The organism is Acinetobacter sp. ANC5681, assembly GCF_023488045.1.
In the GTDB taxonomy this organism is placed as follows: domain Bacteria; phylum Pseudomonadota; class Gammaproteobacteria; order Pseudomonadales; family Moraxellaceae; genus Acinetobacter.
This window is the reverse complement of sequence record NZ_JAMFKZ010000003.1, coordinates 25,521-52,434: the sequence shown is the minus strand read 5'-3', so window position 1 is coordinate 52,434 and position 26,914 is coordinate 25,521. Positions and strand designations below refer to the sequence as shown.

General features: G+C 39.1%; 25 protein-coding genes and 1 other RNA gene. 15 read left to right on the top strand and 11 right to left on the bottom strand.

The features are described 5' to 3' along the window. Positions 1-118 precede the first annotated feature (118 nt). Positions 119-2,548 (bottom strand): endopeptidase La, encoded by a 2,430-nt coding sequence (lon, locus tag M5121_RS02835; protein ID WP_249570259.1) that lies wholly within the window; start codon positions 2,546-2,548, stop codon positions 119-121. A gap of 142 nt (positions 2,549-2,690) precedes the next feature. Next, positions 2,691-3,278 (bottom strand): 5-formyltetrahydrofolate cyclo-ligase, encoded by a 588-nt coding sequence (locus tag M5121_RS02830; protein WP_249570258.1) that lies wholly within the window; start codon positions 3,276-3,278, stop codon positions 2,691-2,693. A 406-nt stretch (positions 3,279-3,684) separates the two neighbouring features. Here M5121_RS02830 and M5121_RS02825 point away from each other — a divergent pair, with 406 nt between their 5' ends. Beyond that, positions 3,685-3,885 (top strand): hypothetical protein, encoded by a 201-nt coding sequence (locus M5121_RS02825; protein ID WP_004663186.1) that lies wholly within the window; start codon positions 3,685-3,687, stop codon positions 3,883-3,885. 56 nt (positions 3,886-3,941) lie between these two features. Here the strand turns inward: M5121_RS02825 and M5121_RS02820 are convergent, their stop codons facing one another. Beyond that, a complete protein-coding gene (locus M5121_RS02820; protein WP_249570257.1) occupies positions 3,942-4,322 on the bottom strand; it encodes a MerR family transcriptional regulator in 381 nt (126 codons plus the stop codon). 100 nt (positions 4,323-4,422) lie between these two features. Here M5121_RS02820 and M5121_RS02815 point away from each other — a divergent pair, with 100 nt between their 5' ends. From M5121_RS02815 to M5121_RS15955, 3 genes are all read left to right on the top strand, one after another. Next, a complete protein-coding gene (locus M5121_RS02815; RefSeq protein WP_249570256.1) occupies positions 4,423-7,140 on the top strand; it encodes a heavy metal translocating P-type ATPase in 2,718 nt (905 codons plus the stop codon). Positions 7,141-7,511: 371 nt separating this feature from the next. Further along, complete coding sequence (locus M5121_RS15960) at positions 7,512-7,712, top strand: hypothetical protein (RefSeq protein WP_502798263.1); 201 nt, start codon at positions 7,512-7,514, stop codon at positions 7,710-7,712. 32 nt (positions 7,713-7,744) lie between these two features. After that, positions 7,745-7,933 carry a transposase gene (locus M5121_RS15955; protein WP_502798262.1) on the top strand — a complete coding sequence of 63 codons (189 nt, stop codon included), beginning with the start codon at positions 7,745-7,747 and terminating at the stop codon, positions 7,931-7,933. A 179-nt stretch (positions 7,934-8,112) separates the two neighbouring features. Here M5121_RS15955 and ssrS read toward each other — a convergent pair. The 3 genes from ssrS to M5121_RS02795 all read right to left on the bottom strand — a co-directional run bounded on the left by ssrS (position 8,113) and on the right by M5121_RS02795 (position 9,219). Beyond that, a non-coding RNA gene (gene ssrS / locus M5121_RS02805) (6S RNA) lies at positions 8,113-8,295 on the bottom strand. A gap of 79 nt (positions 8,296-8,374) precedes the next feature. Further along, complete coding sequence (locus M5121_RS02800) at positions 8,375-8,662, bottom strand: cell division protein ZapA (RefSeq protein WP_249570255.1); 288 nt, start codon at positions 8,660-8,662, stop codon at positions 8,375-8,377. A gap of 2 nt (positions 8,663-8,664) precedes the next feature. Further along, entirely contained in the window at positions 8,665-9,219 is a 555-nt protein-coding gene (locus M5121_RS02795; RefSeq protein WP_249570254.1) for a hypothetical protein, read from the bottom strand. 66 nt (positions 9,220-9,285) lie between these two features. Here M5121_RS02795 and M5121_RS02790 point away from each other — a divergent pair, with 66 nt between their 5' ends. The 5 genes from M5121_RS02790 to M5121_RS02770 all read left to right on the top strand — a co-directional run bounded on the left by M5121_RS02790 (position 9,286) and on the right by M5121_RS02770 (position 14,328). After that, positions 9,286-9,921 carry a UPF0149 family protein gene (locus M5121_RS02790; protein WP_249570253.1) on the top strand — a complete coding sequence of 212 codons (636 nt, stop codon included), beginning with the start codon at positions 9,286-9,288 and terminating at the stop codon, positions 9,919-9,921. Positions 9,922-9,984: 63 nt separating this feature from the next. Continuing rightward, on the top strand, positions 9,985-11,301 hold the full coding sequence (locus M5121_RS02785; RefSeq protein WP_249570252.1) for an aminopeptidase P N-terminal domain-containing protein: 1,317 nt from the start codon (positions 9,985-9,987) through the stop codon (positions 11,299-11,301). A gap of 164 nt (positions 11,302-11,465) precedes the next feature. Beyond that, positions 11,466-12,677, top strand: a complete 1,212-nt coding sequence (gene ubiH, locus M5121_RS02780; protein WP_249570251.1) for a 2-octaprenyl-6-methoxyphenyl hydroxylase — start codon at positions 11,466-11,468, stop codon at positions 12,675-12,677. Further along, entirely contained in the window at positions 12,674-13,906 is a 1,233-nt protein-coding gene (locus M5121_RS02775) for an FAD-dependent monooxygenase (protein ID WP_249570250.1), read from the top strand. The genes ubiH and M5121_RS02775 overlap by 4 nt, the downstream gene beginning before the upstream one ends. Before the next feature lie 173 nt (positions 13,907-14,079). Continuing rightward, entirely contained in the window at positions 14,080-14,328 is a 249-nt protein-coding gene (locus tag M5121_RS02770; RefSeq protein ID WP_004663162.1) for a hypothetical protein, read from the top strand. Between the two features lie 20 nt (positions 14,329-14,348). Here the strand turns inward: M5121_RS02770 and M5121_RS02765 are convergent, their stop codons facing one another. Then, on the bottom strand, positions 14,349-14,798 hold the full coding sequence (locus M5121_RS02765) for a MerR family transcriptional regulator (protein ID WP_249570249.1): 450 nt from the start codon (positions 14,796-14,798) through the stop codon (positions 14,349-14,351). Between the two features lie 61 nt (positions 14,799-14,859). Here M5121_RS02765 and M5121_RS02760 point away from each other — a divergent pair, with 61 nt between their 5' ends. Continuing rightward, positions 14,860-15,501: a cation efflux transmembrane domain-containing protein gene (locus M5121_RS02760; protein WP_249570248.1), complete on the top strand. Its 642-nt coding sequence runs from the start codon at positions 14,860-14,862 to the stop codon at positions 15,499-15,501. Between the two features lie 69 nt (positions 15,502-15,570). Here the strand turns inward: M5121_RS02760 and rsmI are convergent, their stop codons facing one another. Continuing rightward, positions 15,571-16,410: a 16S rRNA (cytidine(1402)-2'-O)-methyltransferase gene (gene rsmI / locus M5121_RS02755; protein ID WP_249570247.1), complete on the bottom strand. Its 840-nt coding sequence runs from the start codon at positions 16,408-16,410 to the stop codon at positions 15,571-15,573. Between the two features lie 16 nt (positions 16,411-16,426). Between rsmI and M5121_RS02750 the strand changes: the two genes are divergently transcribed. The 4 genes from M5121_RS02750 to M5121_RS02735 all read left to right on the top strand — a co-directional run bounded on the left by M5121_RS02750 (position 16,427) and on the right by M5121_RS02735 (position 19,435). Beyond that, positions 16,427-17,362, top strand: a complete 936-nt coding sequence (locus tag M5121_RS02750) for a penicillin-binding protein activator (protein WP_249570246.1) — start codon at positions 16,427-16,429, stop codon at positions 17,360-17,362. A gap of 12 nt (positions 17,363-17,374) precedes the next feature. Next, the gene (locus M5121_RS02745) at positions 17,375-17,779 is read left to right on the top strand and encodes a YraN family protein (protein WP_249570245.1); all 405 of its coding nucleotides are present in this window, start codon (positions 17,375-17,377) and stop codon (positions 17,777-17,779) included. Positions 17,780-17,848: 69 nt separating this feature from the next. Next, on the top strand, positions 17,849-18,559 hold the full coding sequence (locus tag M5121_RS02740) for a BON domain-containing protein (RefSeq protein ID WP_178882579.1): 711 nt from the start codon (positions 17,849-17,851) through the stop codon (positions 18,557-18,559). A 3-nt stretch (positions 18,560-18,562) separates the two neighbouring features. Then, complete coding sequence (locus M5121_RS02735; RefSeq protein WP_249570244.1) at positions 18,563-19,435, top strand: alpha/beta hydrolase; 873 nt, start codon at positions 18,563-18,565, stop codon at positions 19,433-19,435. An 18-nt stretch (positions 19,436-19,453) separates the two neighbouring features. On the opposite strand, the gene nudC is transcribed toward M5121_RS02735, so the two are convergent. The 3 genes from nudC to dnaQ all read right to left on the bottom strand — a co-directional run bounded on the left by nudC (position 19,454) and on the right by dnaQ (position 23,340). Then, positions 19,454-20,206, bottom strand: coding sequence for an NAD(+) diphosphatase (gene nudC / locus M5121_RS02730; RefSeq protein ID WP_249570243.1), 753 nt, complete (start codon positions 20,204-20,206; stop codon positions 19,454-19,456). Further along, on the bottom strand, positions 20,206-21,852 hold the full coding sequence (locus M5121_RS02725) for a chemotaxis protein (protein ID WP_249570242.1): 1,647 nt from the start codon (positions 21,850-21,852) through the stop codon (positions 20,206-20,208). The genes nudC and M5121_RS02725 overlap by 1 nt, the downstream gene beginning before the upstream one ends. A 126-nt stretch (positions 21,853-21,978) precedes the next feature. Then, positions 21,979-23,340, bottom strand: a complete 1,362-nt coding sequence (gene dnaQ / locus M5121_RS02720; RefSeq protein ID WP_249570241.1) for a DNA polymerase III subunit epsilon — start codon at positions 23,338-23,340, stop codon at positions 21,979-21,981. Positions 23,341-23,620: 280 nt separating this feature from the next. Here dnaQ and M5121_RS02715 point away from each other — a divergent pair, with 280 nt between their 5' ends. Then, entirely contained in the window at positions 23,621-26,911 is a 3,291-nt protein-coding gene (locus tag M5121_RS02715; protein WP_249570240.1) for a lytic transglycosylase, read from the top strand. Positions 26,912-26,914: the final 3 nt, after the last annotated feature.

The window sequence follows — 26,914 nt, the reverse complement described above, 5'->3', positions numbered from 1 at the left end:
TTCATCTTTATTTTTATCGACTCTATTTTATTATGCAATATATTGGTTGTTTTTCAACCCAATTATGTAACAAAAAAAGAGAGCCTAAGCTCTCTTTAATTTTCATTTACTTACTTGTTTAATGGCGCGCAGCCTTTGCTTCTTCTACTGGTTTAACAATAGGCGTTTTAGCTAAAGGCTTCGGCGTATCCGTCAATGCTAAAGGTAAGATCTCATCAATACTTTTTACAGCTTTGATTTCTAAGCCTTCTTTTACATTGTCAGGAATCTCAGCCAAGTCACGAACGTTATCTTGTGGAATAAAAACTAATTTAATTCCACCACGGTGAGCTGCAAGAAGTTTTTCTTTTAGACCACCAATACGCATCGCACGACCACCTAGACTCGTTTCACCTGTCATCGCAATGTCTGGACGAATCGCAATACCAGTAAATGCTGATACAAGCGCAGTTGTGAGTGCTAGACCAGCAGATGGACCATCTTTTGGCGTTGCACCTTCAGGTAAGTGAACATGGACATCAGTTTCATCAAAACGTGATGCTTCAATACCTAATTCATCAGCACGAGTACGAACTACAGTCATTGCAGCAGTAATCGATTCTTTCATCACATCACCGAGCGAACCCGTCGTAATGAATTTACCTTTACCTTTCACGGCTGCAACTTCAATAGTAAGCAATTCACCACCTACCGAAGTCCAAGCTAAACCATTTACACGACCGACTTGCGCTTCATCTTCAGCAACACCAAAGTCAAATTTGTGTGGACCTAGGTATTCAGGAAGATTGGCAGAAGTGACATCAACTTGTAAGTTTTTAGACTTCTTGCTAACGGCTTCTTTCACCACTTTACGTGCAATTTTAGACACTTCACGCTCTAGGCTACGGACACCCGCTTCACGTGTATAACGTTGTACGATGTCACGGATTGCTTCTTCGTGAACAGTCAATTCTTTTGCACGTAGACCATTGTTCTTAATCGCTTTTGGAACAAGGTAACGTTCAGCAATATTTACTTTCTCATCTTCGGTATAACCCGGTAGACGAATGACTTCCATACGGTCAAGCAATGCTTCAGGAATATTCATGCTGTTAGCCGTACAGATGAACATGACTTCTGAAAGATCAAGATCAAGATCTAAATAATGATCGTTGAACTTACTGTTTTGTGATGGATCAAGTACTTCCAATAATGCTGATGCAGGATCGCCACGGTAGTCTTGTGCCATCTTGTCAATTTCGTCGAGTAAGAACAGTGGGTTCTTCACGCCAACTTTTGTTAAAGATTGTACAATTTTACCCGGCATCGCACCAATATAAGTACGACGGTGACCACGGATCTCAGCTTCATCACGTACACCACCAAGCGCCATGCGAACAAACTCACGACCTGTTGCTTTAGCAACAGACTCACCAAGTGATGTTTTACCCACACCTGGAGGACCAACTAGACAAAGAATAGGACCACGGAGTTTTTTCACACGAGATTGCACTGCAAGATATTCAACAATACGATCTTTGACGTCATCTAAGCCGTAATGATCTGTATCAAGAATTTCCTGTGCTTTCGCTAAGTTAATGCTGACTTTGCTCGCCTTATTCCAAGGTGTATCTAAAATGACTTCTAGATAGTTACGAACAACGGCAGCTTCGCTTGATGCAGGTTGCATTGCTTTCAGTTTGCGAAACTCGGCTTCAGCTTTTTTGCGTACATGTTCAGGCAAATCTGCTTCAGCAAGACGTTTTTCAATTTCCGCAACGTCATCTTCAGCACCGCCGTTCATATCAGAAAGTTCACGTTGAATAACTTTCATTTTTTCATTTAGAAAGTATTCACGCTGGTTCTTTTCCATTTGACGTTTAACACTGTCATGTAACGTTTGTTCAATTTGCTGTTCAGCAGATTGATTCACCAAATAGCTCATCAACTCTTGCAAATGCGCTTCAAACTCGTCGTGCTCTAAAAAGTTTTGTTTCACTTCAATGTTTAAAGGCACACGGGTCGCAACGAAGAACATCAGTTGTAACAGGTCTTCGATTTTATTAGCTGCTGCAACAAGCTCACGTGCATTGCGTAATTTCGCTTCAGCATATTGAGCGAATAGGGTACGTAATTCGTTTAAGCGAGTTGCTTGAGCTTCCTTATCCAATGGTAATGTAATTGGACTGAGACTGTGCTCGGCAGTCAAGTATTCTTCACCATCAATGATGCGCTCTAATTTAGAACGATGCAGACCTTCAATCAGTACTTTAATGCAGTTTTCATCATTTTCATGATTTACGACTTGTACGATTTTAGCCACAGTTCCATATTGATAGAGGTTATCGTGATCAATTTCTTCTGTAAGCGAATCTTTTTGCGCAACTACAAATACTAAATTGTCACCGTTACGAGCCACATCCACTGCATTGATCGATTTTTCACGACCCACAAATAGCGCAATTTGCATGTGTGGATAGACCACAACATCACGTAATGCTAATAGTGGTAATACACTTGGAACCTGTGGCTCTAAGCTTGATTCATTATTTAAAATATATTCAGACATGGGCACTCCTAATGAGTGACAACGGTGTTGCCATGTTTTTTATAGTGATGTGCATTTCAAAAATTACAAGGGTTTTTACTTAGAAAATATTAAAAAAACTAAATTGGTCGGTTTTTTTCTAAAAAATATTAGAACAATAAGGTTAAGGCTTGAAAATATAGAACTTTTTAGGTGTTAGTAAACCATGAATCGGTTGATCCCATTTTTGTCTAGGTAAAGTTTGATCAATATATTGAAATGTATGAGCGAGACCCAAACGAAAAGGTCGATGCGGCGCACTTGCCAAAGTACGATCATAGAAACCACCTCCCATGCCGATTCGTGTCCCTAAGTGATCACAGGCAAGTAAAGGCATAATTAAAATATCCAAAATGGAAATATGATGACCGCGACTTGCCATGGGTTCTTTCATCCCGAGTGGATGATGGGAAAAGCGTTTATTTAAATATTGACTGGAGCTGATTTTTACCCATACAAGTTCTTGATTCATCGTGCAGATCATGGGTAGGTAAACGAGTTTTTTGTGTTTAAAACAAAGTTGAATGAGTTTGTGAGTGTGCACTTCGCCAAAAGCATGAAGATACAATCCAACGCTTTTTGCAAACTTGAATTGAGGTATTGATCTGAGGCGATTTAAAGCGTCTTGCTCACTTTTTTTATGTTCAAAGCGATTCACTCGTTTTCTTTTTAAACGAATATCTTTTCTGAGTACATGTAAATCACTATTCATCGTATTCAAAATATAACAAAGCCTCGAGAATCATACTTGATTTAAGTGTGCTTAAGTATCTAAATAAATTGAAGTTCTAATCTTGTTGGTCAGTTCTGGATTCTGACAATTCAAAGTAATCACACAGCTGTAGCACTAGACTTAATCAGTGTGCTGTCAAAAATAAGAATAAAATAACAAATTTTGGTTTTATGTGGCAAAAATATCACAAATTGCGTAAAAAGTGCTCTATAATCTTGCTGTGAAAATTGCAAATACTTGGTTATTTCACATATTTAAACAATTAAAAGGAATATTTTAGCGCTATGAATGAATGGGGTGTTTTATTTCATTCGTTACGATATTCACTGTGTCACTTTATAAAAATATTGAAAAGACCATAGGGTAATGTTGAGAGGGGAAAAGTATGTTTGATTCAAAAAATGTAATTGTCTTAGATCAAATGCTTATCTTAACTAAAGAAGGTAAAAATGATTTGGTTTATCACAATGATACGCTGTTGAAAGTAATGATGATCTCTAATCAGCATCTCATCGTCGCCGATGATTACCAAACCAGTTTCTTATTGAAACAGAAGGATGAAAATGTGATTTGGTCATTTATTTAATGTTATGTACTTTTTTGATGAGTATTGATTCAACTGTCTAGATTGATTGATGGAATTTATTGTTTGAGTTCCATCAATATTGGGCAACATTCATTTTCTGTCGTTTTACACTCGTCTAACCATGTGGAAAGTCTTTGCTTAAGACCCATAAGTTCCTGAATTCTTTCATCGATCTTGCTCAATCGTTGTTCAATAACATGTCTCACTTGGATGCGATCTTCTAAATTCAATGTGAGCAATTCTTTAATTTCATTCAGTTGTAATCCAGCATCCTTCGCTTTCTGAATAAAGCTCAAGGTCTCTAAGTCTTGCTGACTATAATGTCGGTAACTTTGAGTACTTTCAGGTACACGCATTAAACCTATACGCTGATAATAACGAATGGTTTCGACATTAACGTGGCAGGATTTTGCTAATTTTCCGATTGTAAGGTTCATTTTCTCATACCTTTGTTGGGATAGTGAAAAAGCACTTGACTCTGTACCTAGGTACAGACTTTATCCTAGTCCTATCGAGAAAGAAAAGATAGGTGTCGTCATGACTCAACAACCATCTTCATGCTGTTCTAAAAATGAAGTATCGCTTGTGTACGAATACATTGATCCAGTTTGCAGTATGACAGTCGCTGAAAATTCGCAGTACTATTTTGATTATCTAGGTATCCGCTATTTATTCTGTTCAGCAGGTTGCCAACAGAAATTCAGCTCAAAACCTGAAAATTATTTAAAATCAGATCAAGATCTAAAATTGACATCATCTTGCTGTGCTAAGCAGCCTCAACAAAAAGCAGGTTCATGTTGTGAAAGTGAACCACAGCAGCCTATTGAATTAGCTCAAACATCTTCTTGTTGTGAGTCTAAGCCAACGAAGCAAAAACTAAGTTCATGTTGTGGCTCTAAACCAGAAGTAGCATCTATTCAAGATGAAGCTAAAAAATCTTCTTCTTGTTGTGGTGGAAAGCATGATCATTCAAGTGAAAGCAATTTAGTTGATACAGAAATTGATCCTGTTTGTGGTATGTCAGTCAAAACCACGACAGATTTAAAAACAGATTATGAAGGTAAAACTTATTATTTCTGTAATCCCTCCTGTCTGGACAAATTTAAACATGACCCTGAATTTTATCTAATTCCAGTCGATCAGCGTCCAGTTCCCGAGGGAGCAATGGACATGGATTATACCTGTCCAATGGATCCTGAAATTGTACAAAAAGGGCCAGGAACTTGCCCAATTTGTGGGATGGCACTGGAACCGATGCAACCCACTTTGGATGATGGACCAAATCCTGAGCTAGTAGATTTTAGTCGACGTTTTTGGACTACATTACCTTTGAGTTTGTTGGTGATGATCTTGGCCATGGGTTCACATATTCATGCCTTTATTTCGCCACATATTCAGCCGTGGATTGAACTTCTTTTAAGTTTGCCTGTGGTGTTATGGGCGGGTTATCCCATTTTACAACGTTGCTGGGTGTCTTATAAAACAGGACATCTGAATATGTGGAGTTTGATTGGTGTCGGGGTACTTGCAGCATTTATTTATAGTGTTATTGCCACGATTTTTCCATCATTCATCCCTATTGAAGCGAAAACAGGACACGGTGTTGCTGTGTATTTTGAAGCAGCATGTATGATTGTTTCATTGAGCTTGTTGGGTCAAATTTTAGAACTAAAAGCACGTTCACAAACAGCAAATTCATTAAAAGCTTTACTGCGTTTACAACCTGCTAAAGCGAAACTTGTGCAGCATGATCAAGTTGTTGAAGTAGATATAGCGATGGTCAAACAAGGTGATATTTTGCAAATATCATCGGGTGAGCAAATTCCATTAGATGGTCTAGTCGTTGATGGAAAGACCTATGTTGATGAATCCATGATGACAGGTGAGCCTGTTCCTGTGAAAAAGGAAAAAGATGACCGAGTGATTGGCGGGACAATTAATCAACAAGGCGCTATTCGAATCCAAACAACTGCTGTGGGTACGAACACGACATTAGCCAAAATGATCCAAACTGTCGCTGATGCGCAACGCTCCAAAGCACCATTGCAACGAATTGCAGATGTGGTTGCAAAATATTTTGTGATCGCCGTACTCAGTATCAGTGTGCTGACTTTTATTGCGTGGATGGTATTTGGGAAAGCACAGTTTGATTTGGCTTTAATGTGTGCAGTCGCTGTTTTGATTATTGCTTGTCCATGTGCTCTTGGCTTGGCAACACCGATGTCAGTGATGGCAACCACGGGTCGAGCAGCTCAAAAAGGTGTGCTGTTTAAAGATGCAGAAGCAATTGAAGCCTTAAGCAAGGTCAATACCCTGATTATTGATAAAACAGGAACATTGACCGAGGGTAAGCCAAGTTTAAAAGAGATTCGGTCTTTATCTGAAGCGTATAGCCAGACACAAATTGAGTTATGGATTGCATCAATTGAACAATATTCGACACATCCAATTGCACAGACATTAACTAAACTGGTTGATCCAAATCAATTGCTCAATGTTTCTGATTTTGAAGATGTCACAGGCTTTGGTGTGAAAGGAAGCATTGATCACCAGACCCTGTATATTGGCAGTCAGAAGCTTATTGAACAGTTGGCGTTGACCTTAGATGCTGATTTAATCCATGAGTTGGATCAAAAACGTGCACAAGGCGATGTGTTTAGTTTTTTGATGTCAGAACAAGAAGTGATTGCCTATATTTCGATTCATGATGCAATCAAACAAAATGCCAAAACTTTGATTGATCAACTACATGCTGATGGAATTGAAGTAATTATGGCAACTGGTGATCATCAGAAAAATGCAAATATGGTTGCAGATGCTTTAGGTATTAAAACAGTCTATGCCAATCTTGATCCTAAGCAAAAACTTGAAATTGTGAAACAAGCACAAGCTCAGGGAAAAATTGTGGCAATGGCTGGGGACGGTATCAACGATGCACCAGCACTGGCGCAGGCGAATGTTGGTATTGCGATGGGAACAGGAACAGATATTGCCAAGCAAACAGCGCAAGTGACTTTAGTTAAAGGGGACATTCAAGGGGTTGCACAAGCAGTTCATATGGCAAAATTAGGGGTAAAAAATATGAAGCAAAATCTTGCATTCTCTTTTGTTTATAATGGATTAGGTGTTCCTGTTGCAGCAGGTTTATTTTATCCACTAACAGGATTATTGCTCACACCAATGTTTGCTGCTGTAGCAATGTCATTAAGCTCGCTCTCTGTTGTGGTGAATGCTTTACGTTTGAATAAATCATAATTCATTTTAAGAAAAATAAAGCCCCTATTCTCATAAATTGAGAGTGGGGCTTTATTTTGACCCAACTGACATCATCAAAATGAATGCAGTCAATTCTATTCCTTTGTTTTATCCTTAACTTGAATCAAAACTATTGGGAAATAGCTAAGGATGGATCTAAAGATGCAAAACAATAAATTTAGTCGTGTTGTAAAATCAATTTTACTGGCTTTGTTGCATAAACCTATGTGTAAAGGCTTTTCATCGATATAATTTTCAAATGAAGAGGCCTACACACAAAATCTACCGCACAACCAATTGGCCTGCATATAATCGAGCACTCATTCATCGCGGAAATATTGCCATTTGGTTTGATCCTGCTACGCAATGGTATGCTCCATCAAAAGGCAAACAAGGGCGAAATCAAACCTACTCCGATGCAGCCCTCCAACGCTGCATCCTTTGGGGCTTATGACACCAAGCAATGCCGTCAGGCCATTGCAGATTGGCAAGCACATACGGTGATTCCACCTAGAAAAAATGCGAAACCATGGAAAGATACAAAGAGTAGCTCGCTAGAGCGAAATGAATGACTTCGAACAGTTAAACGTTTAGGCAGGACACTATGGAAAAAATGGTCAGGCTATATCATCGACGAAGTTTGGTTGAAACTAAAATGCACTGCATTAAATTGTTAGGAGATAACCTCAGTGCAAGGCGTTTTGATAGCCAAGTCAATGAGATTCATGCACGTGTAGCAGTCCTCAACAGATTTACGGAATTAGGTCGACCACTTACCCAAGTTACGCCTTAAATTTAGCTCAATTAGGGGGCTTTGCATTTCAAATCTTTGTGCAACAAAGCCGTGATGAACTATTATAAAAAAGATTTAGAAAATTTAATCGGGATTAATTTAACAGTATAAATTCTATTCAAAATAAATAGTTTATTAAAAAATACTTGAGGTGAAATCATTATTTTTATAATTAAAAAAGTTGCTCCAGAGATGCCGCTGCATGGTCGTTACCCTGAACCCGATGAGTTCAAGGTGGAGGTGACGCATACTTACTGGGTTTCCTACTCGGGGGTAGGCATACACTCAAAATATACAGGACACATCCATAAATTTAAGTATCGGCAGGGGACTAGACGTACTGGCGAACACCCTAGAGACAGTTTTAGTATAACCGATCTTTACACGATGACAATCGCTACTTGTAAAGATAATTATTAATTGATGAGGCTTTGTGCAATTTTACTCAACAGTTTGTTCTATATCTTCCAAAATCGTTTGAAGTAAATGCTCACAATGTGCATATTTCTGTAATGATTTGTTTAAGCTAAACACTTCCTGAGCCATTTGCAGGGCAACCATAATCACAAGCTTGTTATGTTCAACACGTGGGGCATTACGGCGCATGTCATGAAATTTCTGGTTCAGTAATTCAGCAGCACGCTCTAGTTCCTCACGCTTTTCTTCAGTCGTGTTTAGCCGAAACGTCTGTTCAATGAGGCGAAGTTCAACAACAATCGGTTCACTCATGATCAGGTCTCCTCTTGTGTTTCAGCATTTGGGTGGGCAAGTTGCTGAATCTCTTGTGCATGTTGATCCTGTGCTGTACCAAGAACAGCCAGACGCTGGATAATCGCCTCAACTTTAGATTTTGCCAACTCATTTTTTTGTAGCAAGCGATCACGATCTTGTTGTAAATCTTGAATTTCTTGCTGACTATGACGTTGCTGTGCTTGTAACTTCTCTTTATTTACACGTAGATCATTACGTTCAGCCAAAATTTCCTGGAAGCGGTTTTTCAAATCAGTAGTACTTTTCTCTAAACGCCCGTAGCGTTCAGCCAAAGTTGTTGCATCTTGATTCAGTTGTTTAAATTGATCTTGTAACTGAGACAATTGTTCAGTTAAGTTATCAACTTCTTCCTGCTTTTGCGTGATGATGCTATTTTTCTGCACAACTTGTGCATGGTGGTCAGTTTCAGCGAGTTGTTTAGCCTCAGTAAGCGAAGTATTCTCTCGCTCTAAATGATGTAAGCGTGTTTTTAAAACACCAATATGCGCTTGTAGACGCTGTAATTGTTCTAACATAACGAAGGTCGCACAGAGTTGCAATCAAAGGTAATATATACAGCAGTATAGAGATTGGATAAACGAATGCAAGACGATATTTCAGGTTGGACGGAATGGAATGCCCATTTTGATGGGATTGAAGAAATTTCAAGCCCAAGTGAGTTACACGGTTTACTCACAGGTATAGTTTGTGTCACACAAGCGCCAACCACCGATGAATGGTCACAAATTTTAAACACCCTCAACGTGCCAGCTTTACAGTCAGAAGCACTCGAAAGTTTAACGGATGAAGCAGAAGATGTTTCTCATGCTTTGTCAGATGATGAATTAGATTATTTGCCGATGTTGCCAGATGATAGCCATTTGCTTGTAGATCGTGTGCAAGCTTTAGCCGATTGGTGCGCAGGCGTAGTCCTAGGTTTTGGTTTGGCTTCAGGTCATATTCGTGGTGAAGAACAAGAGCTGATTGAACATTTACAAGATGTTGCAGCAGTTGAGTTTGAAGACTCTGATAATGATGAAGAAGGCGAAGAAAGCTATCAGGAATTATATGAGTTTGTACGCCTGATTCCTGTGAGCTTGTCGATTGGTCGTAAAAAGATTGCTGTGGCTGAAAGTTCTTTGTTACAAAATTTTCATGCCAAAAGCAGAAATCAAGATAATCAGCCGACTGATCCGCAAACGGTTGTCGAAATGTTCACCCCACATCGTCCGAGTTAAGGCGGTTTTAAATCTCCCTAAATCCCTCTTTATAAAAGAGGGACTTTCTAGCTGTAGGATAATATGAAATTAACTCAAGCTGATTTTAAACAACGTCGTGATCTTCTTGCTAAACAAATAGGCAGCAATAGCATTGCCATTATTGCAACGCGAGCAGAAATGTATCGTAACCGCGATGCGGATTATAAATATCGTGCAGACAGTAGTTTTTATTATCTGACTGGATTCGTCGAGCCAGAAGCCGTTGCGGTAATCGAAACCTTTGCAGAGGGCGAGGAATATAGCTATAGCTTGTTCTGCCGTGAACGTAATCGTGAAATGGAAATCTGGAATGGCTATCGTGCTGGGATTGATGGTGCGATTGAAATCTATGATGCAGATGAAGCGTATGCAATTGATCTGCTCGATGAAGAAATTATCGACAAGTTGTTAAATAAACAGCGTCTTTACTATCGTATTGGCCAAAATGCGGAATTTGATGCACGTGTCAGCCAATGGATTCAAAAGGCAGATGCACAACAGCGTCGTGGTGGTGCCGCACCCGCTGAAGTGGTTCAGTTAGACCGTATTGTTGATGAAATGCGCTTGAAAAAATCAGCAAAAGAAATTGAATTGATGCAGATCGCATCTAATATCAGTGCAGAGGCGCATACCCGTGCCATGCAAACCGTTAAACCGAATATGATGGAGTATGCACTTGAAGCAGAACTCAATTATATCTTTGGTAAAAAGGGTTGTGTACCTGCTTATAACAGCATTGTCGGTGGTGGTGAAAATGCTTGTATCTTGCATTATGTTGAAAATAACAAGCCATTAAACGATGGCGATTTGGTCTTGATTGATGCAGCATGTGAATATGAGTTTTATGCATCGGATATTACGCGGACTTTCCCTGTAAATGGCAAATTTAGTCCTGAACAGAAAGCACTTTATAATATTGTTTTAGATGCTCAATTGGCTGCCATTGATGCAACTCGTATTGGCAATCACTATAAATATCCACATGAAGTAGCTGTCAAGATTTTAACTCAAGGTTTGGTTGATCTTGGGTTGCTGAGTGGCAATGTGGGTGAGTTGGTTGAGAGTGAAGCATTCCGTCAATTCTTTATGCATGGTACAGGTCATTGGCTCGGTATGGACGTGCATGATGTCGGTGCGTACAAGACTGGCGAAGATTGGCGTGCTTATGAAGCAGGTATGGTTGTCACTGTTGAACCTGGTTTATATGTTGCACTCGATGATGAAACAGTTGATGCAAAATGGCGGGGTATCGGCATTCGTATCGAGGATGATATTGTTGTGACTGAAAGTGGTCCATTGGTTTTGACGAAAAATGTAGTGAAAACTGTTGAAGAGATTGAGCAATTAATGGCTAGTTAAGTCAGAAATATTGATCTAAAGGTTTATTCTAGGATAAGCCTTTTTTATTTGTCGAATTAAAATAAAACACAGACCAAACAAAGTACAAATTCCATTGCTGATTTAAGTTAGAGTAAGATAGTCTCCAAACATCAAGTCATGAAAAACTGATAAGGAATAATATTATGCAGCAACAAGTCATCATTGTCGGTGGGGGTATGGTTGGACTCAGCCTTGCCTTAATGTTGGCAAAATCTAATATCGCAGTAAAGTTATTAGAAGCTGTGAAATATCCAAATTACGATGACGAAAACGTTGCCCCTTATCATTCTAGCTTTGATGCGCGTAACACCGCATTGTCACGCCGTAGCGTGCAAATTTATCAAAAGTTAGGATTGTGGGATGCATTACAACAGCATGCGACCCCAATTTTACAAGTGCATATCACAGAGCAAGGTAGCTTTGGTAAAGCACGACTAGTTGCAGAACAAGAAAAAGTAGAAAGCTTTGGACAAGTAATTGAGAATGCATGGCTAGGTCGAGTATTACTCACCCAAGTTCGTCAGCAGCCTCTGATTGAATTAATTGAAGGGGTGCAAGTGACGTCACTGACACAAGATGCAGATGAGGTTCACATCGAAGCCATGCGTAATGGTGAATATATACACTCGCTCAAATCAAAGTTAGTGATCGCAGCAGATGGTCGTGATTCTTTCTGTCGTCAAGCAATTGGTGTGGGTGTGGATGAACATGATTATGACCAAGTTGCGATTGTCACAACGGTTCAAACCTCTAAACCTCATCAACAGGTTGGTTTTGAGCGTTTTAGCGCATTAGGACCATTGGCGCTATTACCTTTACCTGGTGAATATCGTCGTTCTGTCGTTTGGCCAGTTAAAAAAGGTACTGAAGCTGAATGGTTGGGTGAAGAAAATGATCAGCACTTCTTAGATGCTCTACAAGAAACTTATGGTGATCGTGCGGGTAAATTTGAAAAAACGGGTAAACGTTTTAGTTATCCATTGTCACAAGTTCTGGCTCACAAGCAGGCGGTTGGTCGTGTAGTTCTCATGGGTAATGCAGCGCACACAATTCATCCTGTTGCAGGGCAGGGCTTTAACCTTTGTTTACGTGATGCTGATGTATTGGTTCGCTATTTACTAGAACAGCTAGCGAAGTCTGATGATATTGGTCATCCTGATAATTTATTGGCTTATGAGCAAGCACGTTTAACAGATCAGCAGCGTGTGATTAAGTTCTGTGATTCAGTGGTGCGCGGTTTTAGTAATCAAAATCCGCTTCTTAAATTAATAAGAAATACAGGATTGATTGCATTTGATGTGATTCCTGGCATTAAGCCTTTGGTTGCGAACTATGCGATGGGACTAAAAGCATGAGTGAAATGTTAGATGTCGTCATTGTTGGTGGTGGATTAGTCGGTGGTTTAACAGCGTTGTTGCTAGCACAAGGTGGCGTGCAAGCAACAGTATTGGATGCTGCACCAGTGCTTGATCAAGACAAAACTTTAGCCGTGATGAATCCACGTGTGTTGGCTTTAAGTCAAGCAACGATTCATCTACTAAAGACAGTTGATGTTTGGAATGATTTAGCACGACAAATGCCATATTCAGGTATGCAAGTCTGGAATAAAAATGGTTATGGTGAAATAAATTTTGGACATGCTTCCGAAGAGCAACCTCGTGCAGATCAAGCTTTAGGTTCAATGGTTGAGCCAAGTGTTTTGAATATTGCGATACAGCAAAAAATGTTACAGCAGCTCAAAAATTACCGTACTCAAGTAAAAGTTATTCGCATTGAGCAAATTGCAAAAGGTTGGTCGATTCAACTCGCCGATGGCACGATCCTCAAAACTAAGTTATTGATCGGTGCTGATGGTGCAAACTCATTTGTACGTGAGCAAGCTTATATTGATTTAGATATTTTAGACTACAAACAAGCCGCAATCAGTTGTGCGATTAAAACGACACAACCGAATCAATATATCGCACGCCAAATTTTTCTACCTACTGGTCCACTTGCATTTCTACCTATGGCAAGCTTAGATCAACAAGAAAATGGCTACTGGCAATCAATTGTATGGACTCTACCTGATGATTATGCGGATGAATATTCGAAGTTATCAGATCAGGAGTTTATGCAATTACTGACACGTGAAAGTTTGCAAATGTTGGGTGAAGTGGTCGATGTAAGATCAAGAGCACAATTCCCACTTAAAGCAAGAGCAGCTCAGCGTTATATCAAATCTGGTTTAGCTTTGATTGGAGATGCTGCACATGTCATCCATCCTTTGGCAGGTCAGGGCGTAAATATCGGTTGCTTAGACGCAGCAGTTTTATGTGATGTTTTATTGCATGATTTAAAACGTGGTGTATGGGCAAATGAGCAAACTTTGCTTCGCTATGAACATCAACGTAAAGGTCAAAACGACGCTATGATGCACAGTATGTCAGCAATCGGGTGGTTAGAAAGTTCAGAATTATTTCCATTTGTTTGGGCACGGAACTTTGGTCTAAAACAAGTTGAACAATTCGATTGGTTTAAAGATCGCTTTATGCGACAAGCGAATGGATTAGGGGCTTTACAGCACACTCGTTATGCTTGCTAAAAAACAGTAGATATTTTTTAAACAATCATTTATAAATCAGAGTGAATTTGGTTATAAAAAGCACAATTTAATGAATATTTTGCTTTGATAAATGAGAAGAGCTTGTTAAATTTCATCAAGTTCTGATGACCAAATAACGATGATGAGAGTTTAGTCATTGTGGGGAGAGTAATATGACGGAAATGAATGATTACGACGAAAACACTGAAGATTCTGCGGTAGACGATGAAGAAGCGAAAGCTGCAGAAAGTGGTGCTGATAGCGAAGAGTCAAGTGCCAATGATGCAGATTTGGCTGAAGCAGAAACCTTAACAGTGACTGCTAAACAGAAACAACGCCAAGCTCTAGAAGATGAGGTTGCAGCGTTTTTGGCACGTGGTGGGCGTATTACCGAAGTGCCACCGGGTGAGACTCACGAATAAGCTGAAAAGATTTAAAAGCATCACGACTGTGGTGCTTTTTTATGTTGGTGAGATTCATGCTCACATTCAAGTGGTTGATGTAACTCTTTTAAAATACCACATTGCTGAATTGTACGATATTGAGAGCATTGCTGTTTTAAGTGATAAAGATCTTGCTTGAGATGTTCTAGATTTTTTATTTTCTGAGAAACCTCATTAAGATATTGATCTATTAGATGGTCCACTTCCATACATGTTTGATCTGGTTTTGCGGATAGTTCTTTGAGTTTTTGAATATCGTGCAGCGTAATTCCAAGCTCTCTGCAATGCTTTAGAAATAAAAGCTCTGAAAGCATCTGTTCAGAGTAATAGCGATAATTTCCCGCACTTCTTTTTGCTTTTTCAAGCAATCCAATTTTTTCATAATAACGAATGGTATCGACTGACACACCAGTCTCTTTTGCTAATTGTCCAATCGTAAGATTAATCATGCTTGACTCTGGAGTTACTCTAGGGTTTTAAATCACTATAAAAGATTATGTGAGAAAAGTCATGGCAGGATGTGGATGCAATACAGCATGTGCCCCAGCAAAAAAAATTAGTCCAAAATTCAGAAAAGCACTTTGGATTGCTTTAGTTTTAAATGCAATGATGTTTTTTGTTGAGATTATTGGTGGTTCACATGCACGTTCTGTGTCGTTATGGGCAGATGCATTAGATTTTGCAGGTGATGCCGCCAACTATGCCATCTCATTGGCAGTGTTGTCGATGACCTTGTATTGGCGGGCAACAGCGGCTTTGTTAAAAGGTATTACCATGGCTGTGTTTGGCATTTTTGTTATGATGAAAGTGATGTGGACATGGTGGCTTGGGATCACGCCTGAACCAATGCTGATGGGAACGATTGGTGTACTGGCATTAGTTGTGAATGTGGTTGTTGCATTAATGCTTTATGCATTCCGTGATGGTGATGCAAATATGCGGTCAGTATGGCTTTGTAGCCGTAATGATGCGATTGGTAATATTGCAGTGATTATCGCTGCGGTGGGGGTATTTGGGACAGGAACCATGTTTCCAGATTTAATTGTTGCTTTTATCATTGCATATTTAGGTGTTTCATCTGGTCTTAGTGTCATTCAACAAGCTAGAGCAGAAAGAAAAATAGACCCAGATACTTTCGGTACAAAAGCTTAAAAGAGATTGTTTTGATACTTTATCTTAACAAAGGTGTAGATTTCACAGAAATCTACACCTTTGTTTTTTTTAATCTTTTTGAGTGAGTTCCAAAGCACGTTGATAAGCAACTTTCTTTTTGATACCTGTCAAATCAGCAGCCAATTGAGATGCTGCCTTGACTGATAAATCCTGTAATAAGCGTTTTAGCAACTCATCCAATTTATCTTGCTCCATATCTTTTTCAGCAGTGGCACCACCCACCACAACTACAATTTCACCTTTCTCTTGGTTGTGATCATTTTCAATAAAAGTGACCAATTCTTTTAAAGTCATTTTTTTAATAGTTTCAAAGGTCTTTGTGATTTCACGAGCAAAACCTACAGGTCGATCTTCACCAAATACCTCAGCCATATTTTTTACACTGTCTAAAATACGATGTGGCGCTTCATAGAAAATGAGTGTTTGTGTCTCATCTTTTAGTTTTTCAAGTTGGCTAATTCGTTGTGAAGCCTTTGACGGTAAGAAACCTTCAAAACTAAAGCGATCACTTGGTAAACCTACAGCACTCAATGCTGCAATTGCAGCACAGGCACCTGGTACTGGAATGACGCGGATCTTATGTTCTTGTGCTGCGCGTACTAACTTAAATCCAGGGTCACTAATTAACGGTGTTCCTGCATCACTAATCAGAGCAATACTTTCACCATTTAACATTCTTTGTATAAGTTGATCAATTTTGTTACTTTCATTGTGATCATGGCACGCTGTTAACGGTGTTGAGATATTATAGTGTTTAAATAATTGAGCAGATTGACGAGTGTCTTCTGCCGCAACCACCGATACAGATTTTAAAATATCAATCGCACGAAAGGTCATGTCATCTAAGTGCCCAATCGGGGTTGCTACAACAAATAATTGAGCACTCATAAAAGGTAACTCCCTCATGTATTACAAAAAATATTGTTTGCTGCTAGGTTTGGCAGCGCTTGTAAGTCCTGTATATGCGGACATACTCGTGATTCTACCTGAATCGGGTACGATGGCGCGAGCGAGTCAAAGCATCAAACGCGGTTTTCTGAGCGCTTATACCGCATCTGGCAGTAAAGAAAAAATTATTTTTGTAGATTCTGAAAAAAATAGCATAGATTCAATCTTCAAAAAAAAGCTGACAGCGAAGACTCGATTGGTTGTTGGGTCATTGGCAAGACCTGAAATTGAAAAGGTGATCGAGCTTGATCCAAAAATTCCTGTACTGGCCCTCAATGATGTCAACACACAGTCAGCCAATGTCTGGCAATATAGTCTGGCCAAGCAGGATGATGCGGTTGCCCTCAATCGATTGCTGAAAAAGGATGGGGTGAAAAAATTACTTGTTTTACGCCAGACAGGAACCGAGTCAGCCACTGCGCTGTTTTTCGTGGCATTAATGGCGGAATTCGGTTCAGATATTGAAATGGTCAATCAGTTACCAAAAAAACTCTCAAGAAAAGAGGGCGCGTTGCTATTGGGTGATCATCAATGGATGGAACAACTGGGACCACTACCTGAGAAGAATATTTATGCGACACCCCTGAGTATTGAACAGGGACAGTTCATACCTTTGGGGCTGAGTTTCTGTGATGTACCCGCGCTATATAATGGGCAATGGGCAGATTTAATCGAAGCCTATAAGAAACAACCAGAAACAATGGCATTTCAACGTTTATTAGCTTTTGGAGGAGATGCTTGGACGATAAGTCAACAGTTCTTGGAGCAAACTGGACAGGTGCAGTTCTCTTTTGTTGGGCGCACAGGTGCAATTGAGTTAAAAGACCGTAAAATCTACAGGCAGCCATATTGTTACAGGCAGCAGAAAAATAGCATTGAAATTTTAAAATAAGATATGGGCACAATGGAACAACACAAACATCTTTTGGGACAATGGGCAGAACAGACGGCATTGCTATTTTTACAGTCCCAGCAGTATCAATATGTCAATAAAAACTACCATTCACGTTTTGGAGAAATTGACCTGATTGTCAAACGTGGAAATGAGCTGGTTTTTGTGGAGGTGAAAGCCCGTTCCGAAGGCAGTTATGCAGGGGCCTGTGAAGTGATTTCGTATTCACAGCAACGTAAGATTATTAAGACGGCGCAGTTCTTTTTACAAAGATATCCCAATTATTACAATTTTGACTGTCGTTTTGATGTGATCTGTTTTGATTTTCCACAGAAACTTGCAAAAACACTACAACCAGATTTTTCAAAATTGAAGTATGATCAGCAATGGATTAAACATGCGTTTACTTTGGATTGAGATACGGTTGAGTCATTTCAAGAAAAGTGCAGTAGATTGAAAAAGTTAGTGGATAGGGAGTCTTGCCAAGTGTTGAAACGTTTAACGATGACGTTGGTTTGCGTTGCAAGTTTATCGGGATGTGCGAGTTTTATTTCTGGTGGAACAGGATCGGCGCCTGTTGGTACAAGCAGTGGTGAACGCAGTTTAGGGCAGGTTTTTATTGATTCCTCAATCAAGCGTACTGCAAATATCAACCTATACAAACTAGACCATCGCTTTAAGCAGTCACGCATCAATATTGAAAGTTTTCATAGTAATGTTTTATTAACAGGGCAAGTTCCTGATCCTTATTTGAAACAATTAGCAGAAGACAATTTAAGAGCGATGAGTGATGTAAAAGCTGTGCATAACTACATTACTGTTGGTGATAAAGTAAATTACAACACGATTATGCAGGACTCTACTGTGACTGCAAATACTCGTGGTTTGCTAATGAGAGCACCTGTTGTATCTGACAGTAAAGTATTAGTTCATACTGAAAATGGCATCCTTTATGTGATGGGGCGTTTAAATACTGCTGAGATAAGAGACTTAGATGATGTCTTACAAAAAGTTGGTAATGTGAGTAAAATCGTGACACTGATTGATAATATTGATCAACCATCTGGAACGGTAGCAAGTGCTACAGCAGCAACACCGATGATTGGTGGTGCTTCAACACAACCTTTAGTTGAAACTCCAGTTGCAATTGATCCTGATCAGACTGAACCAGCGACTATTACTCCGACTAAACCCTAATCTATGAAGCAACTTATTCAACAAGTACAAGAAAATGTTATACGGGCGAAAAACTTTTATCAGGAATTTCGCCTGTATGATTTAGCAAGCTATTCGATGAATTATCTTACGCCAAAGGATACTTTTGAAAAAGAAGAACATCTTGCTTATGGATTAAAAGCCAGAAATCGACTGGATCTTTATCGAACCAAGAATCCAAAGAAACAAAAACCTTTGATTGTTTTTGTACATGGTGGATCATGGCAACATGGTAATAAGAGAGATTATTTATTCATTGGCGAAACCTTTGCTCGAGAAGGTTTTGATGTTGCTGTTATTAATTATCAACTCGCTCCAGAGAATATCTTTCCAGCATTTGTCGATGATCTAGCGCAAGCGATTCATTATTTGAATCAAAATAAAGTTAAATTGAATATTTCAACCGATAACATCATTTTGATGGGACATTCTGCGGGTGCCTTTAATGTGATGTCTGTGGTGTATTCTGCTCAGCCTCAGCAATTTAAATATACAGATAATATTAAGGCAATTGTTGGTTTGGCTGGCCCGTATCATTTTGACTATAAAGATGATCCTTTATCTGAACATGCATTTGATCCAAAAACATCGTACCAACAAGTGATGCCGTATTATTTTATTCATCCGAATAAGATTAAACATTATCTATTGATGGCTGAGAATGATCAGTTGGTTGGTAATCATAATAGTTTCGATCTTGATAAGGCATTGAGAGAAAAGGGTAATCATAGCCATGTGATGATTATTCCTAAAACTGGACACATTACCATTGTGGCGACTTTGGCCAGTTTTATAAGTCATTACTTCAAAACCAAGCGAACGATTTTGCATTTCTTAGATGAAGCTTTAGAAGATTAAATAAAAAAAGCATCTTGATTAAGATGCTTTTTTATTATCAACGATTTGCATAATCATTGCATGTGCAATACTACCTTTAAATGGAATTTCAGGTAGTTGATCAAACTTAAAGAATTGAGCCTCGCTAATTTCTTCCACTTGTAATTGAATATCACCTGAATCATATTCAGCATGAAAAGCAATCATTAAATTACTTGGAAATGGCCACGGTTGGCTCGACATATAACGAATATTTTTTAGTTTTAAACCGACTTCTTCAAAAGCCTCTCGTTGCACAGCTTCTTCTAATGTTTCTCCGACTTCAACAAATCCGGCAATTAGCCCGTACATATTACTTTTATTATGCGCCGATTTCGCAAGTAAGATTTCATCATCACCTTTGGTAATGATTGTAATAATACAAGGCTGAACGCGAGGATATTGATGATAGCCACAAGCTGGACAAACCATTGCGTATTCTTTGGCGTGAATTTCAGTCATATGACCGCAATGGCTACAGAATTTATGATTACGTCGCCATTCTAATAGTTGGACTGCTCGACTGGCTTGAAGAAATTCTGTAGTTGACCATGACTGAATCAGTTCACGGATTGGAACGAGCTGATAGCCATCCGGAATGGCTTCATTTTCAAGTAGATCACGCGCAATAACGTGATCATTATGATTCAAGGGTAAATCACTTGCTAACTTTTCAACTTCTGGCAGTTGAAGATTTTGGTCGACTAGCAGTTTTTGGTGTTGAAAAATATAAGCAAGTGATAGTTGAGTCATTATGCGGCTATGTTTTGTAATTGCTGACTGCTTGATAATGCCACATCAAACATAGATTGCAATACAGGTTGCTTATTGTTTAGGTTATCAACGAGTAAATCTAAACCAGCAACAACATTTAGAATGCAGTTAATTTGCTCAGCATCAATCGCTTCGTTCTGATTCAAACGATGCTGTGCAAAATGTGCTGCACCTAACAGTGCAGTTTGTTGAGCAGAGCTACCTAAGAATAAGGCAGCGCCTGATAACTCATTCAGATATACAGGAAGGGCTTCTAATGTATTAGATGTTGGATCTTGTACATACGAACTTAAGGTTTGAGTCAATGTTTCAATCAAAGTCTTAGTTTCAGTCAACAATGCTCGATGAGCTTCATCTAAGCGATCTAAAGAAATTTGCATATTGTTGACGCGTAATTGTAAACGACTGGAAGTGTAATTACGCTCTAAGATACCGATTGAATTCATCGATGCCAAAATGCTATTCATTAAATGTTGAATAGAAGTTGCATCAGTTAATGTATTCGGTTGACTCAATTTTTCAGCTTGCTGAGTTAATTCTTTAGCTGCTTCATTTAAGTTAAGTACCTTAAATACATTAGAAAGTTGTGTTAACTTTTGCTGTAGTTCTTGGGTTTTTTCAGCCGACATATTTTGATGGTTATACTCAATTTCATTACGAATTTGAGCCATTTCATTTGTTATTAATTGACTGATTGTATGTACCGTTTCATAGTCAGGACCGTATAAATGACGACTCAAAACTTGAAGTTGAGTATCACTGAGTAATTCATCACCAATGTTCAATTGTTGACGAATATGTTGTGATAAATCATCTTCTTGACTGATGCAGATCGTCAAAATATCTGCCAAATCAGCAATACTGTTTTGATAAGTTGTTGGTTGAGCCAAGAATTTTGCAATATTCGTTTCGATTTGAATAAGGGTACGTAAACGTGCTTCTGTAATCAAAAGCTCATCAATATGTCCTAAGCCTACATTGACCAATTGCCAATATTGTTGGCTCGGTAGATTGTTGGCTAAACCTGCAAGGTAAACACCAACGAGTTTAATTCCTTGTAAATCGAGAGGAGATTCACTTTGTTTAATCAGCTTGTTTAAGCATAATTTATAAAGTTGGTGGATATATTTCGATTGTTCCAAACTTGGTGCTTGTGGCAAATTAAAGTTTGGTGTCATGAAATCCAGTAACGGTTGAAGCGTTTGACCTTCTTTGGTAATTGGCTTGCCTAAAGCTTTCTCCAAGCGATTAAGCGTATCAATTAAGAACTGAGGTACTTTGACTTCACGTAAACAAATAAACTCAATATAGCGTTTTAACATCGTTGTACCTTCACTGAGAGCAACGATATCGCTAGTTTTAATTTGTTGCGGTTGAGCCATGATTTGACGCATAAGCTCAGCTGAATATTGAGTGATTTGTGCTAAATGAGGCATATCAATTAATGCAAGTACTTGTGTGCACTGTTCGAACTGATTAAGTGCGTCATCAATACCAAAAGGCAATGCTTGTTCTTCGGCAAGCGTATTGACCGCTGTCTCCACCAATTTAATCGAATTGTCGATCTCATTTTTTATTATTAATAATGCAGTTGGGTCGAAATGAATCGAGGTTTGGTAAGACATATGACCTACACCTTTCCTAAGTTGTTATATCCATGAACCTCCTAGAGTAGGAGGCAAAATCACTAACAGTTAATATAACTTAAGTTTGAAAACTTGAAATACAAAAAATTACGCTCAACAGCAAATTTATTTTGCAAAAAGGCAAGCGCTTCCATGTTTTTGCTCAAATTGTTTGACCCAAGTCTCATGTTCATTTAGTTCATGTTCTGATGGATAGATAATTGGTAAATCTACTTCGATACGAGAACGAATGGTTTTATTTTGGTTTTGTTCATTTTGTGAAAGGGCATCCATATCAAAAGAAACTTGTCCACCCGTCATTGCGAGATAAACATCAGCCAAAATTTCAGCATCGAGTAACGCACCATGGAAGGTACGATCACGTGCAGGAATTTCATAACGGCGAACTAAAGCGTCTAAAGAGTTCTTTTGCCCAGGATGTTTATTTTTAGCTAAAGCCAGTGTATCTGTAACTTCGCAAACATCTGATAGTAATGGCAGACCAACACGTTTGAACTCCATATTTAGGAAGTTCATATCGAATGTCGCGTTATGCGCAATAATTTCAGCGCCTTGTAAAAAATTAAACAGTGTGTCGGCAATTTCTGCGTATTTAGGTTTATCTTGCAAAAACTCGTCGCTGATACCGTGAATATCCTCAGAGTCACCTACAGGTTTTTCTGGATTGATATAAATATGAATTGAGCTTCCCGTAAGTTTACGATTGATCATTTCAATCGCACCAACCTCAATAATACGGTCACCATCTTGGAAATAGAAACCTGTAGTTTCGGTATCCAGAATAAGTTGGCGAGGGCCTTGTAAGTGTACTTTTGCCTCAGTAATAACAATCTGAGGGTGAACTTTCGCTGTTGATGTATTTGGGCTTATTGAGTGACTCATTACAGCTACATCAGGATTAATTTCCTCGATACTGATCTCTTCGACTTCTTCAACCAAGTTATCAATATCTTCATCAAGGTCGAGACCAAATGGGTCATCTAATAACCAGTCAGATTCAGGCTTTTTTGTATCAGCGTTAGCCTGCACGAGAGATTTCATTTGTTGAGCCGTTTGTTCGGCACCCAGATTGGCCAATTGATCAGCCATTTCATTACCAGCATGTCCAGCATGCCCTTTGATCCAATTCCATTCAATTTTTCGGTTAGCGCAAACAGCATCTAACTTTTTCCATAAATCAGGATTTTTAACATCTTTCCAATTTTTCTTTTTCCAACCATGAATCCATTCAGTAATACCTTGTTTAACGTAATTGGAATCAGTCCAAATAATCAGATGTGCGTCTGTAGGGCAAAAACTTACACCTTCAATCGCAGCTTGCAGTTCCATTCTGTTATTGGTTGTTTCAGGTTCTCCGCCACAAAGTTTATGTTCACCTTGTTCGGTAATGATATATGCACCCCAACCACCTAAACCTGGATTGCCTTTACATGCGCCATCAACATAAAGTGTGATTGTTTGAGACATAGTTAAACCTAAAGTTAAAAGTTTGTGTTGTATTGCGAGATTACATTCATAAAAAACGATGTTTTATTTGAATGTATATGGCTAGAGTTTAGCACTCTAGCTAGATAAGTTATATTTTAAAGCTTAATTCTGGTGTTGAGCGGTTACAAAACTCATATTTTTTAATTTCTTGTAACATTTCCATGCAAATCACGTTAAATTATTGCCTTGTCTAAGTGACATGCTTTACTACAATGGCAAATCAAAGAAATAAACTAGCGTGAGTTGACTGGAAGTTTTTATGTATAAATCGAACACATTGGTGCTGCAAACATCTGCAACATCATTATTCAAAATCACTGTACTCACTTCTGCTCTAACTGCGTTGGGAATCACGACAGGTTGTTCCTCAACACCACAATCAAACAAAGTATCATCATCTAAGCAAGTTGGTTCAGGTTATTTAGATGCAAGTAGTTTAGATTCTTTAGAAGATTTATTATCAGCTACCGATATGCGCGCTGTTGAAGGTGATCGTTTATTGGTACTGAAACACGGTGATGTGTGGAAGCGAATGACGGTTGGATTCAAAATGGATTTAAACCATTGGGATTCTCGTATTGAAGCACAACGTAGTTGGTTTATTTCTCGTCAACCATATTTAGATCGCTTAAGCGCGCGTGCCAGTCGTTATTTGTATCATACGGTTAAAGAAGCTGAACGCCGTGGTATGCCAACCGAATTGGCTTTACTTCCTGTTATTGAAAGTTCTTACGATCCAGCTGCAACCAGTAGTGCAGCAGCAGCGGGTTTATGGCAATTTATCCCAAGCACGGGGCGTATTTATGGTTTGCAGCAAACCAGTCTATATGACGGTCGCCGTGATGTGGTTGAGTCGACACGCGCTGCTTATGAGTTTTTAGGTAGTTTATATAATCAATTCGGTTCATGGGAATTGGCTTTGGCTGCTTATAACGCAGGACCGGGTCGTATTCAACAGGCGATTAACCGTAACCGTGCAGCAGGATTGCCAACAGATTACTGGTCATTAAAACTTCCGCAAGAAACCATGAACTATGTTCCACGCTTCTTGGCGGTTGCTCAAATTATTAAAAATCCAAGTGCCTATGGCGTAAGTTTGCCGCCTATCGCAAACCGTCCACACTTCCGTGAAGTTGGTTTAGCTGCACCTTTGGATATGAATCAAATTGCTTCAATTACAGGCTTAAGCCGTGCGGAATTGTATGCTTTGAACCCTGCTCATCGCGGTGAAACCGTTGATCCAATGAGCCCAATGCGTATTTTAATTCCTGCAGATTTAAGTCCGTCAGTCGATGCGAAATTACGTTCTGGAAAAGTAAGTTCAGGTGGTTTCTGGGCAAGCAATAGCCAACCACCTGCAATGAATAACAATACATCTAATGTCGCTACTACCACAGTTCGAACCAATATCAACTCAGGTCAGACGATTACACCGTCAACTAAGACACCACCGCCTTTAACGGCAAGTAATACAGTAGTAACGCGCCCAACAACATCAACGCTGACTAAAACCAATACACCACGAGGTTCTGATGCATTAGCTTCATTTGCTGCTGCTGCTGATGTACCTAGTGCCCCGCGTATTCCCGTTGCGATTACACCAGCGGAAAATGTAAAGCCAGTTAAGATTGAGCCACCGATTTCGGTTAAAGAGCGTGAACAAATTATTGCCGCTGTAAAAGAAACCGGCGAGAAGAAAACAGTTACTCAAGTATTAGAACCACAAGCGACACAAGCAGAAAAAGACCAAGTCGTTGCTGAAATTAAAGCAATTGCACCTCAAGGTACAGAAATTGTCGATCCATTTGATGGCAAGATTAAATTAACAGCAATTCAAACTAGCCAATCTGTTGCTGATCAGAAAGGCGTTGAGGTCAGCAAGGGCTTTGCTTATCCAAAGAACTTAGTTGAAGATGCAGCGACAGCAAATAGTGAAGATGCCAAACGCAATCAAGGAAAGCCGTATATTAAAACGGATACAGATGTTGTTGTGGTTGCACCGAAAGGAAAACGTAGCACTTATGTCGTGTTACCAGGCGATACCTTGGCTTTGATTGCACAAAAAAATGGTGTCAATTGGCGTGATATCGCAACGTGGAACCAGATTGATCCGACTGGAACTTTATTTGTAGGTGCAAGCCTGTATTTATATGATGCAAAACCACAGGTTGTTGAGGCTGCAAAAGTCGTTGAGCGTAAACCTGAGAGTTATGTCGTACAATCAGGGGATAATCTTACCAATTTAGCAACCCGTTTTGATTTAACTTTAAAACAGTTAGCAGACTATAATAATTTATCAGTGACAGATAATTTATTTGTTGGCCAAAAACTAACGCTCAAAGAACCAAAAAACAATCCACGGAACACTCAATTAAACGCGCCACAACAGTCAGCTCGCACTGTCGAAAATAAAGCAACGACGATGCAAAAGGTAGCCACGAAATCTTATACAGTGAAGCGTGGGGAATATTTAAAACTGATTGCTGATCGTTATGCTTTATCTAATCAAGAATTGGCTGATTTAACTTCTGGTTTGACTGCAAGCAGCAATTTATTTGTTGGGCAAAAAATTAACGTACCGCTGCATGAGGTTTCAAAAACAGAAGAAACTGTCGAACCTAAAAGTGCGGTTAAATATGAAAATGTAACAGCATCAAGTAACTATAAGACAGAGTCCTATATTGTACAGCGTGGTGATACTTTATCGAGTATCGCAACAAAATCTAAAATTACATTGAGTGAATTGGCTGAACTGAATAACTTCAAAGCCAACAAAAGTGTTCGTTTAGGGCAAGTTTTAAAAGTGCCAGCAGGTTCAACGATTCCTGAGCAATATGTCGTGCAATCTGGTGATAGTCTTAATGCGATCGCAAATAAATATCAGCTTACTGTGAATTATATTGCTGATCTAAATGGTTTGGAGCGCACAGCAGGTGTTCGCGTTGGACAAAAGCTAAAACTCACAGGTGATGCACCAAGCAAAAATAATCTCAGTGCAAATAGCAAGTTAAAAGAGAAAGAGCGTGAAGAAACTGCACCAGATGTTTATACCGTAAAATCAGGTGATACTTTAAGCAACATCGCGAGTCGTTATTATTTACAACTAGATTATGTAACTGCTTTAAATGGTCTATCTCGTGGTAGTAGTGTTCGTGTTGGGCAAAAGCTAAAACTTACGGGTGATGTACCAAAAGCTGAATCAGCAAAATCTGAAAATAGTAAAAACAGTGCTAAGTCTACGCCAAGCAAGAATACTGAAAAATATACGGTGAAGGCGGGTGAGTCTCTAAATAGTATTGCGAACCGTTTTGGACTGTCTGGTCGTGAATTGGCTGAGTTAAATGATTTGAAAGCCAATGCAAGTTTGCAACGTGGTCAAAGTATTTTAGTCCCTAAAACAGTGACTGAATACAAAGTAAAACGTGGTGATACTTTGATTGGTCTAGCAAGTAAATATGGTATGGATACTAGTGCACTTGCTGAAATGAATGATTTCACTCCAAGTACACAACTACGTATTGGTGATGTGATTAAAGTTCCAAATCTGTAATTA

Coding starts and splice junctions, on each gene's coding strand:
- M5121_RS02770 (WP_004663162.1), top strand. CDS start 14,080: ATGACGGAAATGAATGATTACGACGAAAACACTGAAGATTCTGCGGTA.
- M5121_RS02820 (WP_249570257.1), bottom strand. CDS start 4,322: ATGAACCTTACAATCGGAAAATTAGCAAAATCCTGCCACGTTAATGTC.
- M5121_RS02715 (WP_249570240.1), top strand. CDS start 23,621: ATGTATAAATCGAACACATTGGTGCTGCAAACATCTGCAACATCATTA.
- M5121_RS02750 (WP_249570246.1), top strand. CDS start 16,427: ATGTATTACAAAAAATATTGTTTGCTGCTAGGTTTGGCAGCGCTTGTA.
- M5121_RS02830 (WP_249570258.1), bottom strand. CDS start 3,278: ATGAATAGTGATTTACATGTACTCAGAAAAGATATTCGTTTAAAAAGA.
- M5121_RS02725 (WP_249570242.1), bottom strand. CDS start 21,852: ATGTCTTACCAAACCTCGATTCATTTCGACCCAACTGCATTATTAATA.
- M5121_RS02825 (WP_004663186.1), top strand. CDS start 3,685: ATGTTTGATTCAAAAAATGTAATTGTCTTAGATCAAATGCTTATCTTA.
- M5121_RS02795 (WP_249570254.1), bottom strand. CDS start 9,219: ATGTTAGAACAATTACAGCGTCTACAAGCGCATATTGGTGTTTTAAAA.
- M5121_RS02745 (WP_249570245.1), top strand. CDS start 17,375: ATGGAACAACACAAACATCTTTTGGGACAATGGGCAGAACAGACGGCA.
- M5121_RS02785 (WP_249570252.1), top strand. CDS start 9,985: ATGAAATTAACTCAAGCTGATTTTAAACAACGTCGTGATCTTCTTGCT.
- M5121_RS02775 (WP_249570250.1), top strand. CDS start 12,674: ATGAGTGAAATGTTAGATGTCGTCATTGTTGGTGGTGGATTAGTCGGT.
- M5121_RS02760 (WP_249570248.1), top strand. CDS start 14,860: ATGGCAGGATGTGGATGCAATACAGCATGTGCCCCAGCAAAAAAAATT.
- M5121_RS02765 (WP_249570249.1), bottom strand. CDS start 14,798: ATGATTAATCTTACGATTGGACAATTAGCAAAAGAGACTGGTGTGTCA.
- M5121_RS15955 (WP_502798262.1), top strand. CDS start 7,745: ATGGAAAAAATGGTCAGGCTATATCATCGACGAAGTTTGGTTGAAACT.
- nudC (WP_249570243.1), bottom strand. CDS start 20,206: ATGACTCAACTATCACTTGCTTATATTTTTCAACACCAAAAACTGCTA.
- M5121_RS02815 (WP_249570256.1), top strand. CDS start 4,423: ATGACTCAACAACCATCTTCATGCTGTTCTAAAAATGAAGTATCGCTT.
- dnaQ (WP_249570241.1), bottom strand. CDS start 23,340: ATGTCTCAAACAATCACACTTTATGTTGATGGCGCATGTAAAGGCAAT.
- M5121_RS02790 (WP_249570253.1), top strand. CDS start 9,286: ATGCAAGACGATATTTCAGGTTGGACGGAATGGAATGCCCATTTTGAT.
- M5121_RS02735 (WP_249570244.1), top strand. CDS start 18,563: ATGAAGCAACTTATTCAACAAGTACAAGAAAATGTTATACGGGCGAAA.
- lon (WP_249570259.1), bottom strand. CDS start 2,548: ATGTCTGAATATATTTTAAATAATGAATCAAGCTTAGAGCCACAGGTT.
- ubiH (WP_249570251.1), top strand. CDS start 11,466: ATGCAGCAACAAGTCATCATTGTCGGTGGGGGTATGGTTGGACTCAGC.
- rsmI (WP_249570247.1), bottom strand. CDS start 16,410: ATGAGTGCTCAATTATTTGTTGTAGCAACCCCGATTGGGCACTTAGAT.
- M5121_RS02800 (WP_249570255.1), bottom strand. CDS start 8,662: ATGAGTGAACCGATTGTTGTTGAACTTCGCCTCATTGAACAGACGTTT.
- M5121_RS15960 (WP_502798263.1), top strand. CDS start 7,512: ATGCTCCATCAAAAGGCAAACAAGGGCGAAATCAAACCTACTCCGATG.